15 protein-coding genes are annotated in these 14,405 nt (G+C 70.5%); 2 read left to right on the top strand and 13 right to left on the bottom strand.

What is annotated here, in order from left to right; translation table 11 throughout:
* Window positions 1–7 precede the first annotated feature (7 nt).
* The 11 genes from ACGF5O_RS21875 to ACGF5O_RS21925 all read right to left on the bottom strand — a co-directional run bounded on the left by ACGF5O_RS21875 (window position 8) and on the right by ACGF5O_RS21925 (window position 11,194).
* Window positions 8–1,102, bottom strand: coding sequence for a hypothetical protein (locus ACGF5O_RS21875; protein WP_393811513.1), 1,095 nt, complete (start codon window positions 1,100–1,102; stop codon window positions 8–10).
* A 10-nt stretch (window positions 1,103–1,112) separates the two neighbouring features.
* Window positions 1,113–2,045, bottom strand: a complete 933-nt coding sequence (locus tag ACGF5O_RS21880) for a hypothetical protein (protein ID WP_393811514.1) — start codon at window positions 2,043–2,045, stop codon at window positions 1,113–1,115.
* Between the two features lie 19 nt (window positions 2,046–2,064).
* Window positions 2,065–2,961, bottom strand: coding sequence for a phage distal tail protein (locus ACGF5O_RS21885; RefSeq protein WP_393811515.1), 897 nt, complete (start codon window positions 2,959–2,961; stop codon window positions 2,065–2,067).
* Complete coding sequence (locus ACGF5O_RS21890) at window positions 2,958–8,003, bottom strand: phage tail tape measure protein (protein WP_393811516.1); 5,046 nt, start codon at window positions 8,001–8,003, stop codon at window positions 2,958–2,960. Before ACGF5O_RS21890 ends, ACGF5O_RS21885 begins: the two co-directional genes overlap by 4 nt.
* Window positions 8,004–8,012: 9 nt before the next feature.
* On the bottom strand, window positions 8,013–8,474 hold the full coding sequence (locus tag ACGF5O_RS21895) for a hypothetical protein (protein ID WP_393811517.1): 462 nt from the start codon (window positions 8,472–8,474) through the stop codon (window positions 8,013–8,015).
* Complete coding sequence (locus ACGF5O_RS21900) at window positions 8,408–8,944, bottom strand: hypothetical protein (protein WP_393811518.1); 537 nt, start codon at window positions 8,942–8,944, stop codon at window positions 8,408–8,410. The genes ACGF5O_RS21895 and ACGF5O_RS21900 overlap by 67 nt, the downstream gene beginning before the upstream one ends.
* Entirely contained in the window at window positions 8,944–9,474 is a 531-nt protein-coding gene (locus ACGF5O_RS21905) for a hypothetical protein (protein ID WP_393811519.1), read from the bottom strand. Before ACGF5O_RS21905 ends, ACGF5O_RS21900 begins: the two co-directional genes overlap by 1 nt.
* Window positions 9,475–9,560: 86 nt before the next feature.
* Entirely contained in the window at window positions 9,561–10,001 is a 441-nt protein-coding gene (locus ACGF5O_RS21910; protein WP_393811520.1) for a hypothetical protein, read from the bottom strand.
* The gene (locus ACGF5O_RS21915) at window positions 9,998–10,426 is read right to left on the bottom strand and encodes an HK97 gp10 family phage protein (RefSeq protein ID WP_393811521.1); all 429 of its coding nucleotides are present in this window, start codon (window positions 10,424–10,426) and stop codon (window positions 9,998–10,000) included. Before ACGF5O_RS21915 ends, ACGF5O_RS21910 begins: the two co-directional genes overlap by 4 nt.
* Complete coding sequence (locus ACGF5O_RS21920) at window positions 10,426–10,842, bottom strand: DUF6093 family protein (protein WP_393811522.1); 417 nt, start codon at window positions 10,840–10,842, stop codon at window positions 10,426–10,428. Before ACGF5O_RS21920 ends, ACGF5O_RS21915 begins: the two co-directional genes overlap by 1 nt.
* The gene (locus ACGF5O_RS21925; protein WP_393811523.1) at window positions 10,832–11,194 is read right to left on the bottom strand and encodes a hypothetical protein; all 363 of its coding nucleotides are present in this window, start codon (window positions 11,192–11,194) and stop codon (window positions 10,832–10,834) included. Before ACGF5O_RS21925 ends, ACGF5O_RS21920 begins: the two co-directional genes overlap by 11 nt.
* A gap of 56 nt (window positions 11,195–11,250) precedes the next feature.
* On the opposite strand from ACGF5O_RS21925, the gene ACGF5O_RS21930 reads away from it, so the two are divergent.
* Window positions 11,251–11,544 carry a hypothetical protein gene (locus ACGF5O_RS21930; RefSeq protein WP_393811524.1) on the top strand — a complete coding sequence of 98 codons (294 nt, stop codon included), beginning with the start codon at window positions 11,251–11,253 and terminating at the stop codon, window positions 11,542–11,544.
* 53 nt (window positions 11,545–11,597) lie between these two features.
* On the opposite strand, the gene ACGF5O_RS21935 is transcribed toward ACGF5O_RS21930, so the two are convergent.
* Together ACGF5O_RS21935 and ACGF5O_RS21940 are read right to left on the bottom strand one after the other, a co-directional pair.
* On the bottom strand, window positions 11,598–11,858 hold the full coding sequence (locus ACGF5O_RS21935; protein WP_393811525.1) for a DUF397 domain-containing protein: 261 nt from the start codon (window positions 11,856–11,858) through the stop codon (window positions 11,598–11,600).
* Window positions 11,855–12,736: a helix-turn-helix domain-containing protein gene (locus ACGF5O_RS21940; protein WP_393811526.1), complete on the bottom strand. Its 882-nt coding sequence runs from the start codon at window positions 12,734–12,736 to the stop codon at window positions 11,855–11,857. The genes ACGF5O_RS21935 and ACGF5O_RS21940 overlap by 4 nt, the downstream gene beginning before the upstream one ends.
* 219 nt (window positions 12,737–12,955) lie before the next feature.
* Between ACGF5O_RS21940 and ACGF5O_RS21945 the strand changes: the two genes are divergently transcribed.
* On the top strand, window positions 12,956–14,371 hold the full coding sequence (locus ACGF5O_RS21945; RefSeq protein ID WP_393811527.1) for a hypothetical protein: 1,416 nt from the start codon (window positions 12,956–12,958) through the stop codon (window positions 14,369–14,371).
* The last annotated feature ends 34 nt before the right edge of the window (window positions 14,372–14,405 follow it).

The following is a 14,405-nucleotide window of genomic DNA, read 5'->3' on the forward strand; positions in this document are numbered from 1 at the left end:
CGGTCGGTCAGCTCCCGTAGGTGAAACGGTCGGCGCGGGCGAGGGTGAGGGTGACGCGTTCGGGGTCGTTGCCCTGGGGCGGGCGGAGGGTCCAGGCGGTGACGCGGCCCCAGCCGTCGTAGTCCGACCACTGGTCGTGGAGTGACACCCGGACGTCGTCGCCGATCTGCCAGCTGCCGGTCGGGGCGGCCGGGTGGTCGAGGACCTGGATCTCGGTTACCTCGCCGAGGACCTGGCGGGAGGTGCGTTCGGCGCGCGCACGGGCCGCCAGCCGGTCATTGGCCTTCTCGGCAGGGACTTCGAGGACGTGTTCCAGACGGAGGCGTCCGTTGCGGATCGCGTCGATCGCGCGGCGTCGGCTGCGGCCCTCTCCGGCGCCGAGGGCGATGACGACCTGGGCGTACTCGTCGGCGTCGTAGGACACCGGGACGGTGGTGGCGACATTGACACCGGAGGTGAAGGCGATGTCGGTGCGACGGGTGCCCAGCCGGGGCCAGCCGAGACGGATGCGGCCGCCCGGGCGGCCGGTGGGCCTCCAGTCGGTGGTCTCGGTCCACTGGGGACCGCCGTCGACCTGCGTCATGTCGTCGACGACCTCGCCGAGCAGCGGGGCCTCCCACCAGTCGGTGGTGTACGGCTCGGCAGGGGTGCCGGCCGTGGCCTTGCCGGTGGTGCCGTCGACGGTCACGCCGAGGTCGCCGTCGGGCTGGGACTGCGCGTACGCCCAGACGTCGCGGATGACCTGGCAGGGGTCTGCGTAGGTGTACGGGCCTCGGCCGTTCAGGTTGCCGTGGACGTCGTGGCGACGGTGCAGGTAGCTGCCCCACCCTGCGGCCTCGACGGGGTACGCGGCACCCTCCGGCTCCGCACGCCAGACGATGCCACCCCACAGCAGGGTGCCGTCCCGCTCGACGGTGAGCAGCGTGTTGCCGGGATCGAGCTGGGCGGGGAGGAGGTGGGCGAAGCGCGGCTCCAGGCGGCCGGTGAGGTCGCCGGTCGCGTTGAGGGACAGGCCGAACTCGACCTCGGAAAGCGGAAGATCGGAGGCCAGCGGTTCGCCGGTCAGGGCGTGCCAGCTGCGGTAGCGGTAGGACGTCGTCATCGGCTCGGCCTCACCGCACGCTCTCGGTGAACTCGATGTCCGCGACCAGTGAGGTGGCGGCGTCGACCGACAGGTCGCCGGTCTCGCTCTTCGACATGTACGTCTGCACGTACAGGCTCTGCGTGGTGCCGCGCAGAGTGGCCGTGACGGTGATGCTGTCGGCGATGACGACGGTGTTGCGGCGGGTTCCGGATCCCTGGTCGTCGTCGATGGCGGTGTCCTGGCCGAAGACGGCGCCGCCCAGGACGTTCTGCATCCTCGCGTACACGTCCGCGCGGGTCAGCCGCAGCCCGGCGACCGTGGTGACCAGCTTCGCCGTGGTCGCCCAGGAGGGCACGGGCACCGACCACTTGGCCGCCACCGGCCAGGTGTGCCACTTGTTGTCGGAGTACGTCAGCGTGCTCAGGGAGCCGGGGAAGGCGGTGTACAGGCGTCGCTCGCGGCGTGGGTTCGCGATCTGTCGCAGGTCGGTGATCACCGAATCCGTGATCACGGTGGTGTTGGCGGGGATGTCGATGCGGGCGAGCGGGATCGCGGTCATCCCGGAGGGCACGGTCGTCGCCGTGGCCGACACGTTGCTGACCACGTGGAAGTAGCCGATCTCGTCGACCTCCGGGTTCAGTGTGCCCTCGTACTCCGGGTCCTCCACTCGCAGGCAGACCAGGTCCGAGCGGGCGGTGGCCCCGGTGGGCGCGATGGGCACGGTGGCGTCGCCGATGTTGTACTGCGTGTACGAGCCCTGCCCCCAGGCTGCACCTCGGATCACCGCGGAGCCGTCCGCCACCCGCACGCCGGCGCCGGGCGTGGACAGCTGCCTTACCTTCAGGTCGTCGCCCTCGGTCACTCCCTGCGAGCCGCGGGCGAGATCGCGGACCATCATGCGGAAGGCCCGGGCGGCGTGCGTGCCGCCGTGGGTGAGCAGCGGTGGGTTGATCAGGGTCACGTGGGAACTCCTCGGTGGGCTACAGGGCGGCGTAGGCCGCGCGCCAGGTCACGGCCAGCCGGGTCGCGTTGGTGTAGTCGCGGGCGGTCCACCAGATCTCCGAGGTGCCCGGCGGGATGACGAAGGTGTCCAGCCGGGAGGCGAGGGAGAGCGCGGGGGCGAGGTTGCCGGTCCCGTCGCGGAGGATCCAGCGGGTGCCGGGCCGCGTCTCGATGTCGACCTGTTCGCCGCTCCGTAGGGCGACGGACAGCTCGATGACCTGACCCGATTCGACGTGGCGGATGCGCGGGTTGGCGCACGGTCCGGTGATGCGGAGTGACGGCCAGGCGGGTAGGTCGCCGTCGTTGTGTACCCAGCCACGCCGTTCGTCGGGGATCGCGACACCGGTCGTCAGCGGGGCGACGAGCGGCGCGCGGAAGCCGCCCAGGCCGTCGGCGGACAGGGCGAGGGTGAGGGCGGAGGCGTCGTCGGCGTGGAAGCGTGGGTCGAGTGCCGCGAACTCCAGGTCGAGGGGGATCCAGCCGTGCAGCGTGTTCGCGGTGCTCGTGGTCTCCACTCGGCGCAGACGGCCGTAGAGGCGACGCGTCGTACGGCCCGGCCAGCGCAGGCGCAGCACGGACTGCGCACCCGCGTCCGTCCGTACCGCGGGATCGTCGGCGGCGCGGTGGAGCCGGCCCAGCACGTCGAGGGCCGCGGCCGGATTGCCGGTGGTGCGGATGCCCGCCTCGACACGGATTGTCCGTACGCTGTAGAGGTCGATGCCGGGGAACGCGCCGTCCCCGACGGGGTTATCCACATCCTGTGTACGAAGTTCGGGGATACCGAGACCTTCGACCTCGCTCACCAGGACGTCGGTTCCGGCGCCGATCAGGACTCCGGCGACCTCGATCTGCCACTCGGCGAGTTCCGCCGTCACAGCCGGCCACCTCTCCGCGCGTTGCGCAGGCGGCGCATGACCTCGGCGCCGATCTGCTGTGGACTGGCCTGAGTTGAGGACACGGTGACCGGCATGGTGCCGATCAGCGGCTGCTGCTCCCGTACGACGACGACCTGAACGGATCCGGCCGGGCGGGCGTCGACCGTGTGCACGGGACCAACTGGTCCTGTGTCTGAGGTGAGTTGGAGGCCGAAGCGCTGCGCCACGTCGGCGAGTACCGCCGTCGCCGCCGTGCGCTTGGCGGAGGCGAGTGGGATGAACGCCTCACCACCCGTACTCGCCTCCGCGAACTTGATCAGGGCGGTGGGAGAGGAGTAGATCCCGGGCTCCCAGACGCCACCGTTCGCGTAGGCCAGGCCCTTGGTCGCCTTGGCCAGGTCGTCGAGGAACCTCGATGCGCGGGAGCCGAGGGCTGCCTTGATGCGTGACCTGCCGAGGTTGCCGACCTCGATGACGCGGTCCTCCTCCAGGCCGGTGGTGTCGGCGACCTTGTGGATGCCCGTGCTGCTCGACCTGATCGCGCCGATGATGTCGAGGAGGTCGGTGAGGTCCTCGGCTGCGAGCGTCCTGTCTGCCGCCTTCGCCGTGTCGTCGGCCTTCTTCGCCTTCTTCTTGTCCTTCACTGCCTCGGCGGCCAGGTCCTCCGCGGCTTCGTCACCCTGTTCGGCGAGCCTCGCGGCGAGGTCCCCGTAGCCGAGGGCTGCGAGCGTGGTCAGGTTCTTCTCGAAGGCGCTCTGGTCCTTCACGGCCCGCTTGAGCTGGGTGGTGAAGTCACCCAGGGACGCCTTCGCGACCAGCCCCAGCCGTTCCAGGTCGGAGGCCATCTCCTTGAGGTACTTCGACGAGCCGGTGGCCATCTTGTGGGTCAGTTCGATGCCGTCCTCGCCCATCGCCTCCAACGCGTCGGCCACGTCCTGGCCCGCCCGGCCGGCGACGGTTCGCAGGTCCTTGCGCCACCGCTCGGACCTCCTCTCCGCCTTGTCTAGGTTCTTCTCGAACTTCGACAGGTCGAAGACCTCGACCTCCTTGCCCTTCCGCTTCACGGTGCGCATGGAGTCCGACCGGATCGTCGTCACCGAGATCAACTCGCTCCCGGCGGAGGGGCTGTAGGACCAGCCAGACAGGCCGCCGCCCGCGTACCAGGTGACGTCACCGCCGAAGCGCCGGACGACCTCCTCGACGATCGTCTTGCTGCGCGGGCGCTTGCTTGCGGCGAGCGGCACGTACGCCTCACCCTGCGTCTCCGGCTCGGCCCACACCCGCCAGGAGCCGGCGGGGGCGATCTGCGCGACGTGGTTCTCACGCCGTACGCCACCGTTGGCGAAGTAGTCGACGACCGCGCCGTCCGCGCGGGCCTGGATGGCGTCGGGGATGCCGTTGCCGTCCCGGTCCCAGGACGTGGCCTTGAGGTAGACGCCCACGCCGACGTTGTTGCCGGTGATGTTGTTGATCGCGCCCTGGATGGTGTGGAGCGCGGTCAGCGGCGGCTGGACGGGGACGGTGACCTCGGCCTGGCCGTCCGGCATGTCCTGCACCTGGAAGCCGAGGTCCTGAAGTGCCTTGCGAGCGGCCGCTGTTGGCGCGCTGATGGTGACGGTCCTGGCGTACGGCGTCTTGGTCAGCTGGGTTTCCACGGCCTTCAGGCTGGTGAGCGCGCCGGCTGTCGCGGCGCTGACCTTCACCGTCTTGCGGTCGGGAGTGGTGCTGAGCTGGTCGATGAGGGCTTGGAGTGCGCCGCGGGCGCTCTTCGTCGGAGCCGTGATCCTGATCTGCCGGGTGCCCGGGATGGTCTCGACCCTGTAGCCCAGCTCCTTGAGGTCCTTCTGCGCCTCCGTACTGAGGGAGTCCACCTGGATTGTGGTCTTCTTCGGGAACCGGTCGAACTCGGCCTGGACGGCGAGGAGATCGGCCAGCGTGGAGTCCATGCCCTCCGTCTCCAGCAGGAGCGACACCCTCGACGGCAGCAGGCCGAGACTGTCGGCCACCGCCTCGGCCTGCGCGCGCGTCAGCCCGTAGCCCTGGGCCGCTTCGACTGCGGCCGCCCTCGCCTTCGTCATCTGCGCGCGGGCCGCCGACAGGGACTCGGTGAGCGGCCGCCCGTTCTGCTGGGCGAGGGCGTACGCGGAGACGGACGCGTCGGCGGCGGCGTCGCTCAGGGAGGTGAGGGACTGGTAGAGCTGCTGGCCGTTACGGCTGGCGGTGTTCAGGGTGCCGTTGTTGTTCAGCAGGGCCTTGCCGTAGCCGTCGGCCTTGTCGATGCCGTCTGCCATGGCCTCGTTCACGTCGAGGACGGCGCTGTTGACGCGGGCCTCGGCGGCCTGGAGGGAGATGCTGCCGCCGGACAGGAGGTCGAGGGCGTCCTTCAGTGCACGCGTCCGGGTGTCGGCGTCGGCGGTCCTGTCGGCGAGGTCGCCCACGGCGGTCCTGAGCCGGTCGTACGCGCTCGTCCCGGCCTTCGTGTCGCTGCTGGCGTCGGCGAGGCGCTTGGCGTTCCTGACGCTCTCGGCCATCTCGCCCTTGACCTCACCGAGCGCGTCCGCGGCGGTCCGGGCCTTCAGGCCGGTGTCGGTGTACGTCTTCGCGGCGCCGTTCTGCGTGGCGATCCACTTGACGTTCGCCTCGGCGGTCGCGTCCAGCTCCGCCTGCAGGTCTTCCAGCGACTGTCCCTGTCCCAGGTAGACGTCGGTGAGCTCGCGCATGGAGACGCCGGCACTCTCCATGACGTCCACGAGCTTCTCCTTGCCGTCACGGACCTTGGTGTCGAGCAGGGTCTGGGCGGCGGCCCGGCGCACGTTGTCGTCGACGACACCGTTGGACTCGCGCAACGCGTCGGTGAGCGTGCTCACCCGTTGCTCGTGTTCGGCCGCCGCCTGGGCGGCCTTCCGCTGCTGGTCGGCGAGGAGCCCGAGACCGAAGGTCGCGGCGACCATGGCGGCACCCCACGGCCCGCCCATGAACGCCACGAGCCCACGGCCGGCGCCGAGGAGCCCCGCCCCGGCCGCGCGGGCCACGCCGCTGAGCGTGCCGGCGAAACCGGACGTCGGGCCCTGTGCGCCGCGGAAGGCGGCGGCCATCTGACCCACCACGGGGATCCGCGTCTGCAGTACCGCGAACGCCGCCGCGTACCTCGACAGTGACACCCCGGACCGCGCGGCCAGGTTCTGCTGCACCTGCATCTGCGCGCCGAAGCCCCGCCAGGCACCGGTCAGCCGACCGCCCACCGTCGAGGCGAGCCCGCCCAGCACCGGCCCGAGGCGCCGGGCAAGGAACATGGCGGCGATCGCCGTCTGCACGGGCCCGGGCAGCGACCCGAACGCCCGCACCAGAGATCCGACCACCTCACCCACCGGCACGAGCACGGCGGACAGCCCGGCGACCGCGGACATGGCGAGGTCGGCGGCCGTGACGAGAACGTCGAGGCTGGTGCTGGCTCCGCTGGACTCGCCGCCGAGCACACCGAGCGCGGAGGCGACCGGTGCGGCGCCCTCGGCGGCGTTGCCGAGGACCTCGCCCAGGGTGCGGGCCGCGTTGACGAGGAGGTTCAGCCCAGTGGCCAGGCCGTGCTCGCCGAGGGCCTGCAGCGGGCCGAGGAGCTGCTCGGCCTCCTCGACCAGTTCGCCGAGTCCGCCGCGTGCGCTGTCCCTGAGTTCCGGGCCGTAGAGGGTGGCCAGGTCGCGCCCGTACTCGATCGCGGCGACGAGATACGGGGTCGCGCTGGACATGCCGCGCGTCAGGAGCCGGGTGACGTACTCCAGGCCCGGGGCCATCGCGTCGTACAGCGCGAGCCCGGTCTGCTGGGCCTGCTTGCGCAGCACTGTCATCGCGCCCGCGAGCCCCTGTCCGCGGGCGGCGGTGATCTGTGCGGCAGCGCCACTCTCCCGTACGGCCTGGCTGAGTGCGTCGAAGGACTCGGTGCCCTGGTGGGCCAGCGCGATGGCGCCCGACATGGCGGGCTTGCCCATCGCCTTCTTCACCGCGGCGGTGAAGTCCTGCTGGGACATCTCGTGCTGGGAGCGGCTCAGCTCCTCGATGACGTACCGCAGGCCCTTGAACCGATCCTGCGCGTCCCAGGCCTCGATGCCCAGGGCCTCCAGGCCGTCGCGCATCTCCTTGGTGGGCGCGGCGAGGTTGGCCATCATGCCGCGCAGCGCGGTACCGGCGGTCTGGCCGAGGATGCCGGCCTTGCCGAGCATGCCGATCGCGCTGGCCGCGTCCTCCATGCTCACGCCGAGGCCGGCGGCGACCGGACCGGCGTAGCGCATCGCGTAGTAGATGTCGATGATGCCGCCGGAGGCGTTGTTCGCGGTAGCGGCGAGGATGTCGGAGGCACGGGCGGCCTGGTCGGCGGCGAGGCCGAACTGGTCCATGATGTAGCCGAGGTAGCGCGCCGAGTCGGCCGCGTTGACCCCGGCGGCGGAGGCGAGTTCGAGCGAGGCGCGGGTGGCCGTGATGGCCTGGTCGGTGCGGAAGCCCGCCCTCGCCAGCTCCACCATCGCCTCGGCGGCGTCGGCCGCGGTGGTGGTCGGCAGGGTGAGGTCGTTACCGAGCTGGTTGGCCATCCAGGCCGCACGTTGCATCTGCCCGGCGGTGGCCCCCGTCACCGCCTGGAAGGTGTTCATCTGCCGCTGGTAGCGGTTGCCCTCCTCGACGAGCTGTTCGGTGCCGAGGACCAGGGCGCCACCGGCGAGGAGGCTGGTGAGGGCGGTGGCCTGGCGGCCGGCGCCCTGGAGAGAGCGCTCAAGCGTGTTGGCGTCGTTGCCCGCCTGGCGCAGCCCGCGACCTGTCTGGCTGCCGCGTGCACTGAGGGTGCCGAGGCGGGAGGCGGCGGTACGAGCCTGGGCGCCGAGGGTGTTGATCTGCCGGGCGGTGCGGCGGCTGGAGGCGTCCAGTGTGTCGAGACGGCGGTCGAGGTCGCGGGTGCGGCGGCCCAGGTCCTGGGCCGCGTCGGCGGCCGAACGCAGGCCGGAGATAAGGCTGTTGGCCTGAGCTGTCAGCTGGACGGTGAGGTTGTAGGTCGCCATCCGGCCCGCTCACCGCCCGCCCGTCGTCAGCTCGGACTGGTCGGACTGGTCTGGCGGGGCGTCGCGCTGCAGCGCCTCATAGGCGTGCCGGGGCAGCAGGGTGACCTTGATGCCGTACCCGGCGCGTCCCTCGGGCACCTGGTCGCGCTCCTGGGCGATCAGCTCGCAGCCAGGACAGCGCACGGTGTCCGTGACGTACGCGTGCCGGTGCCCGCCCACGGCCTGGTCCCACTCGTCGAGCCGCGTACGACAGTCCGGACACACCGCGCGCTGCCACTGCTGCCAGGCCAGGGCCTTGGCCCGGTCCAGGTCGCTCCAACGGCCGTCCCCGCCGAGGAACCGCGAGTGAGGGATGCCGTACTGCTCGCACAGCTCCAGCTCGGCCCTCAGCTGCGGGTCGGCCTTCAGTCTTTTCCCAGGTCGGCCCGGTCGGTACGGGCCTCCTGCTGCACCTCCCAGGCGGCCTCCCACAGGGCGTTCGCGTCCGGGGCCGACCAGACGTCCAGCAGCTCGCGGGCCTCGACCTCGGTCATGCCGTCTGTGGACGACGCCGAGATGAGCGCGGCGGGGAAGGTGTTGGGGTTGAACGCCGACCCGTCGGCCGCCTGTTCGTCGGTGGGCGGGTGTGTGTGGAGGAGCTCCTCGAGGACTGGGCGCGGCAGCGCGCGGAAGGTGAGGTGGATCGAGGCCGCGCGCAGAGCTTCGGCCGCGGCGTCGTACCGCCGACCTGTCTCCGCGGCTCGCTCGGCGAGGAGGCCGTTGTCCGCGTCGCTCCTGGCCAGGACCCGCGCACGGTCGGCGGCTCGTCTGGCCTCGTCGTACTCCGCCCGCAAGGCTGCGTTGTCGCAGATCCGCAGGACGCGCTCTGGCAGCGAGCGGCGCCGCAGCCGCTCCATCTTCTGCTCCCAGGTGGCCAGGCCCTGAGGCTTTCCGGCGGCCATCAGCTGCCTCCGGACGACGACGAGGACGAGGCGGAGGTAGAGGTGGAGGAGGCGGCCGGGACGGCGGCGTCGAGGGCCGGCGGAGAGGTGATGGAGAAGACCGCCTGGAACTTCGCGGCCTCGTTGCCGGCGTTGTACTGAGCAGTGCGGGAGGCCACCTGGACCTGGAAGGTGTCCATCGACTTCGAGCCGGGGATGTCGCCCTTGCGCAGGAAGACGACGAAGCCGACGGCACCCTTGGGTAGCAGCGTCTCGATGGTGTCGCTGAGCTGGTCCTCGTAGAAGGTGATCGAGGAGTTCTCCGCTTTGTCGTTGCCCGGGATGGAGGACGAGAACGTCGACGCCATGTCCGGCGTCTCGATCGCCTCGTTCGTCAGCGACCAGCCGTCGACGTCGCTGATCGCCTCGGTGAGGTCGGTGGCGTTCGGCGCCGAGATCTCCGCACGGGTCGGGACGAGGCCGGCGGAGGCCACCTTCGTCAACCACAGGATCTTGGTGATGCCGCGCCGCATGAAGCGCTGCTGAGCCACGGGGCACTCCTGGACGGGTGCTGCGCCGGGCTGGTCGGCCGGGCGTCCGCGTGGCTCCGCGGTGAGGTGTCGTGAATCGAAGGGGATCAGGCGGCGGGCGTCACGGTGATCGTGAACCGCTGCACGTAGGTAACGATACTGCCCTGTGAACCGTCAACCGGTTCTCCATCGGCGTCGTAGGTCAACTCCCGGTCGATGACCCGCATCCCGGCGACCTGGATGTCCGTACGCCAGCCGCCCGACGTGCGGTCGAAGAGCGTGCCACGGACCCGGTCTCCGAGCCACTGCACTTGGTCCGCCCGCTCACCGACGCTGGTCGCCTGGTAGGTCCAGTTCGCGTCCGCGTGCCAGTTAGCGAACGACGGGCCGGAGAACTCGCCGGGCAGGCTGTCGAGGATCAGGTACGGGTACGCCGCTGGCCCGCCGTCAGTCGCGCGTGGCAGAACGGTGAGCCCGCAGGGCCGCCCGGTCCCGGTGGTGAGCACGTCGATGAGCGCCCTGGTGAGTGGCAGTCGAGGAGGGCTCACCGTGGCAGCACTCCGCTGCGCAGCGCCTCCAGAAAGCCGGGCTCGGTCTGCCGGAAGGCGGGTTCGATGTGCGGATACGGCGGTTGCCGGTATTGGCGCCCCAGCCGGTCGACGCCGACGAAGCCGTACTCCAGCCGATGTGACTGCGGAGACTCCGTGAACACCACGGCGCTCACCTGCCCTCCGGTCACGGTCACCCTGACGTCCCAGGACGCCCGGTACTGGCCGGTGATGACGTTCGGCCCGGGCCGCCCGGAGGCGTTCTTCTGGATGCGGACCCGCAGGAGCATGGCGTGATGCCGGGTGATCGCCCGCGTCCGGGCCCGGACGGCCGGCCCCATGCGCGCCAGCTCCGCAGCCAACGCGATCGGGTCCCGGAACGCGGCCGCGTCGGGATGCGCGTTGGGATGGGGATTCAGCACCATCAGCTGATCACCTCCAGGCGCACCACGCGCACCACCGCATAGGTACCGACAGCGACTTCCGCAACCCGAAACTGGTGGCCCACCAGCTGCTCGTCACGCACGGATCGAGAGACGCTCAGCACGTCGTCGACCGTCACCTGTGGCGCGGAGAGGGGCAGCAGCGCCTGGTACGCGGTCAGGGCGGGAAGCGACGCGACCGCCCCGTCCAGTGGTGGGGCGACCGAGAGCTGCCCTGGACGCACGATGGCCCCAGTCCCTTCCCACAGCGGCACGGTCACCTGGCCGGCGGGCCTCAGCTCGCCTGTCTCCTCGTCCAGTTCGTCACCCGTGTCACCGTCGGTGTCCCGCCACAACCGGAGCTCGTCATCGAGGAGCCGTTCCACAACGCGGCGCACCCCCGACAGATCAAGCGCCACGGGCCCATTCCACCAATTGCCGCAGCACCGCCGCTGTGCCGCCACCTGGCACGTTCTCCAGGTCCATCCGAGCGAGCGCGGCCCGTTCGACTTCCAGCGGGTCGAGCGCATCCAGGAACGCGGCGGCTGCCGGGCCAGCATCCGGGGGAACACCGATCTCGACCCGGGCGAGCAGATCCAGCGTGGTCGGCCACGTGCTGGTCGGACGCAAGTGCACCACGACGCGTGGGAGGTCGTGCGGCACAGCGTGGACATCAACCGCTGTCACGTGCTCGCTCACGTCGTGTCCGTCGACCGCGACGGCGTACGTGCGCCCATCGAAGGAGAGTTGAAAACGATTCGGCTTTGTCACCGGCGGAGCCTAACGGCCCTGCTGCGCTGTCACTGGTGTGACTTATCGTTCGACTCATGGCACTCACGGACATCACCGCTTCAGCCGTCGTCCAGGCAATCGAGGAATTCGACAGACTCGGCCGCGATGGTTTTCTGGAGACTCACGGTTTCGGACGCGCACGCCGCTACCTCGTGGAGCACGACGGCAAGATCTACGACTCCAAGGCGATCGTGGGCGTCGCTCACGGATACGTCCCAGGGCAGGAAGCGCTGGAGTCCAGCCAGTTCTCCGGAGGAGAAGGTCACGCGGTCTCGGTGCTTCGTGAACTGGGCTTCTCGGTCGTCGACAGTTCCGTGGACGGTGCTTGAGGCACCAACTCCTGCGCCCCGGCTGAGAGTCAACGCTTTCGAGCGGATCGCCGTCATGCCCCCTGCGGTGCGTGATCGACGCCCTGGATGAACGCCGCGAAGGAGTCCACGGCGACGATCAGCACAGGTCCCTGCAGGACCTTGCTGTCGCGGATCGCGACCCCGGCATAGGTCGTGTTGGCGAGGTCGGCGACCTCCACGCAGTCGTTCGCACCCCCGCTGTACGAGCTCTTCCGCCACCGCAGGTGCGTGAGATCGACGTCGTGCGGAGCTGCCGTGACGTCGTGCGGGGCGGCCGTGCTGGGCGTGCTCACTCTTCGAGCTCCTTGCTGATTCGTGCGATGCGGGTGCGGGTCTCCGACGGGTCGAGGGCGGTGCCCCTCAACTGGTCGAAGATGTCCGTGTAGTTCTCCACGTCCTCTCGGGACTCGAGATACACGGAGTTCTTGGGATTCTCCAGCCACACCAGGTCCGGCGTGGGGTGCGGGAAGGTCAGGATGACGAACGGGCCGTACAGCCCGGGATGCGCGCCGAGCGAGAACGGCAGCAGCTGCACGGTGACGTTCGGCTGCTCGCCCGCCTCCACCAGCTTCCGCGCCTGGTCGCGCATCACCTCGGCGGAGCCGACGGTCCTGCGCAGCACGGCTTCGTCGAGGATCGCCCAGAGCCGCGCGGGGGACTCGCCTCCCAGGCGGCTGTTCTGCCGCTCCATCCGGACCCTGACCAGGGATTCGACCTGTGGCGGGGACAGGTCCTTCCTCATCTGGGAGATTACCGCGCGGGCGTAGTCCTCGGTTTGGAGCAGCCCCGGCACGAGCATTGGCTGGTAGCTGGCGAGGTCCGTCGCGCCGGCCTCCAGCGCCAGGTACCCGTCGTAGCGGGTCGGGGTGAGCACCGTCGAGTACTTCCGCCACCAGGGCTTCTGCTGCTCCTTGTCCGCCCGTACGAGGTCGAGTACGTCGGCGCGCCGGTCGTCGTCGACGACGCCGTACAGGTCCAGTAGGGCCCGGACGAGGACCGGTGTCGTACCGCGTTCGCCGTTCTCGATCCGGCTCAGCGACCCCTGGTTGACCTCCAGTTGATCGGCGACCTCGGTGAGGGTGAGCCCGGTCGCGTCGCGCAGCTCCTTCAGCCGTGCCGCGAGCTGTCGCCGGTACACGGACTGCGGGACCAGGCTTCTCTTCAAGGCCATGCTCGAAGTCTCTCCGTACCGGCGACGCCTCTACAAGCCATACGGGTCAACTTCTCAAGACATATTGCCTAGTTGGTGGTTGCGTCGGCATGCTGTCAGGAGTCACGGCGCGCGTTCGCACGGGTGCGTGCCGCAGCCGACCGATGGGCGACGTGCCACGCCCTGCTACCCGCACGTGCCTCCGCGTCGGTCCTGCACGCCGCACCGGGAGGGTGGGCCATGCCACGGACAACGCTGTTCCGGCAGCTGCTGCAGCAACGGCACCTGACGACGCACGAGGCCTTCGCCGCCCAGTACGAGCGCGCCGCCGTCCGGCTGGCGGAGCTCGACCGAGACCCCCGCCTGGCGTCCCTCCAGGTCTCCCCACGTCAGTACGACCGCTGGTACGGCGGGGAGTTACTGACCCTGCCCCGCCCTGACGCCTGCCGGGTCCTGGAACACATGCTGGGCAGACCCGTGTCCGAGCTGTTCTCCACGGCGTACGACGACGACTCCGCGTACGACAGCGACCTCACGAACGATTGCGGCAACCTACCGCACGACCACGGCGACCTCGCGCACGACCGCGCCGAGCAGCCCCACACGCGTCAGCCGCCCACACGCCGGCGGACCCCGAGTCCCCCTCCGCCACGCGAGGACGACGAGAACCCACTGGACATCGTCGCCCGGACCCGGCAGCTCACGGCCAGCAACGCCGACGACGCGACCCTCGCCTTCCTCGACGCCTCCCTGCAGGGCATCGCCAGCCGGTACGAACAGGACGGGCCGTACGTCCTCCGCCCGCAGGCCCGCCAGGTGCGCCAGCTCGCCCACACCCTCCTCGACGGCCGTCAGCCCCCACGCGCGCGCCGGGAACTCTTCCGCCTCGCGGCCCGTGCCTCCGGCCTGCTCGGCTACATGGCGGTCAACATGGGCGACTTCGCGCTCTCGGAGGCGTACTGCACCGAATCCCGGGAGCTCAGCCGCGAGATCGGCGACCTGGACACGGATCTCTGGGCGTGCGGCACCCTCTCCTTCAGCCTCTACTACGCCGGCCGGTACGACGAGGCGGATGCCTGCGCCGCCGCGGCCGTCGAGCGGGCCCCGCGCCACGCCCAGTCCATCCGCCTGCTCGCCAACGGCCGGGCCCGGGCCCTTGGCAAGACCAGCGACCGGCGTGCCGTCGAGCAGGCCGTGGGACAGGCGCTCCGGCTCTCCGACCTCCACGATGTACCCGTCGGGCTGACCTCCTGCATCTCCTTCGAGCCGTACGGACGGGCTCGGACGCTGGCCAACGCCGTCACGTCACACGTGGCGCTCCGCAACACGGCGCAGGTTCTGCGCGATGCCGAGCACATCGACGACCTCGTGGAGCACTCGACCTCCGCCTGGAGCCGTTCGCTCGTACGCCTCGACGTCGCCACCGCGCTCCTGCAGCAGCGCACACCCGACATCGACCACGCGATGGCGCTGGGCCGGGAGGCCCTGCAGCTGTGCGGAGACTCGCCAATCAGCTCCGTCTACCAGCGCTCCCGCGACCTGCGCGAGCAGGCCGGGCAATGGCGTGATCACCCAGCCGTGCGCGATTATGGCGACGAGTTCCGGACCTGGAGCTCGCAGCCAGCGGCCCTGGCCATGGCGTCGTCCGCGTCGTAGGCGCCGTCGGTGTCGTCGTACGCCGGGGCAGTGT

It is taken from the genome of Streptomyces sp. NPDC048291, from assembly GCF_043201715.1.
Taxonomy (GTDB): domain Bacteria; phylum Actinomycetota; class Actinomycetes; order Streptomycetales; family Streptomycetaceae; genus Streptomyces.

What these genes read in the sequence shown, in the direction of transcription:
- ACGF5O_RS21940 (WP_393811526.1), bottom strand. Translation starts at nt 12,736, where the DNA reads ATGGCCTTGAAGAGAAGCCTGGTCCCGCAGTCCGTGTACCGGCGACAG.
- ACGF5O_RS21875 (WP_393811513.1), bottom strand. Translation starts at nt 1,102, where the DNA reads ATGACGACGTCCTACCGCTACCGCAGCTGGCACGCCCTGACCGGCGAA.
- ACGF5O_RS21930 (WP_393811524.1), top strand. Translation starts at nt 11,251, where the DNA reads ATGGCACTCACGGACATCACCGCTTCAGCCGTCGTCCAGGCAATCGAG.
- ACGF5O_RS21915 (WP_393811521.1), bottom strand. Translation starts at nt 10,426, where the DNA reads ATGGTGCTGAATCCCCATCCCAACGCGCATCCCGACGCGGCCGCGTTC.
- ACGF5O_RS21945 (WP_393811527.1), top strand. Translation starts at nt 12,956, where the DNA reads ATGCCACGGACAACGCTGTTCCGGCAGCTGCTGCAGCAACGGCACCTG.
- ACGF5O_RS21890 (WP_393811516.1), bottom strand. Translation starts at nt 8,003, where the DNA reads ATGGCGACCTACAACCTCACCGTCCAGCTGACAGCTCAGGCCAACAGC.
- ACGF5O_RS21900 (WP_393811518.1), bottom strand. Translation starts at nt 8,944, where the DNA reads ATGGCCGCCGGAAAGCCTCAGGGCCTGGCCACCTGGGAGCAGAAGATG.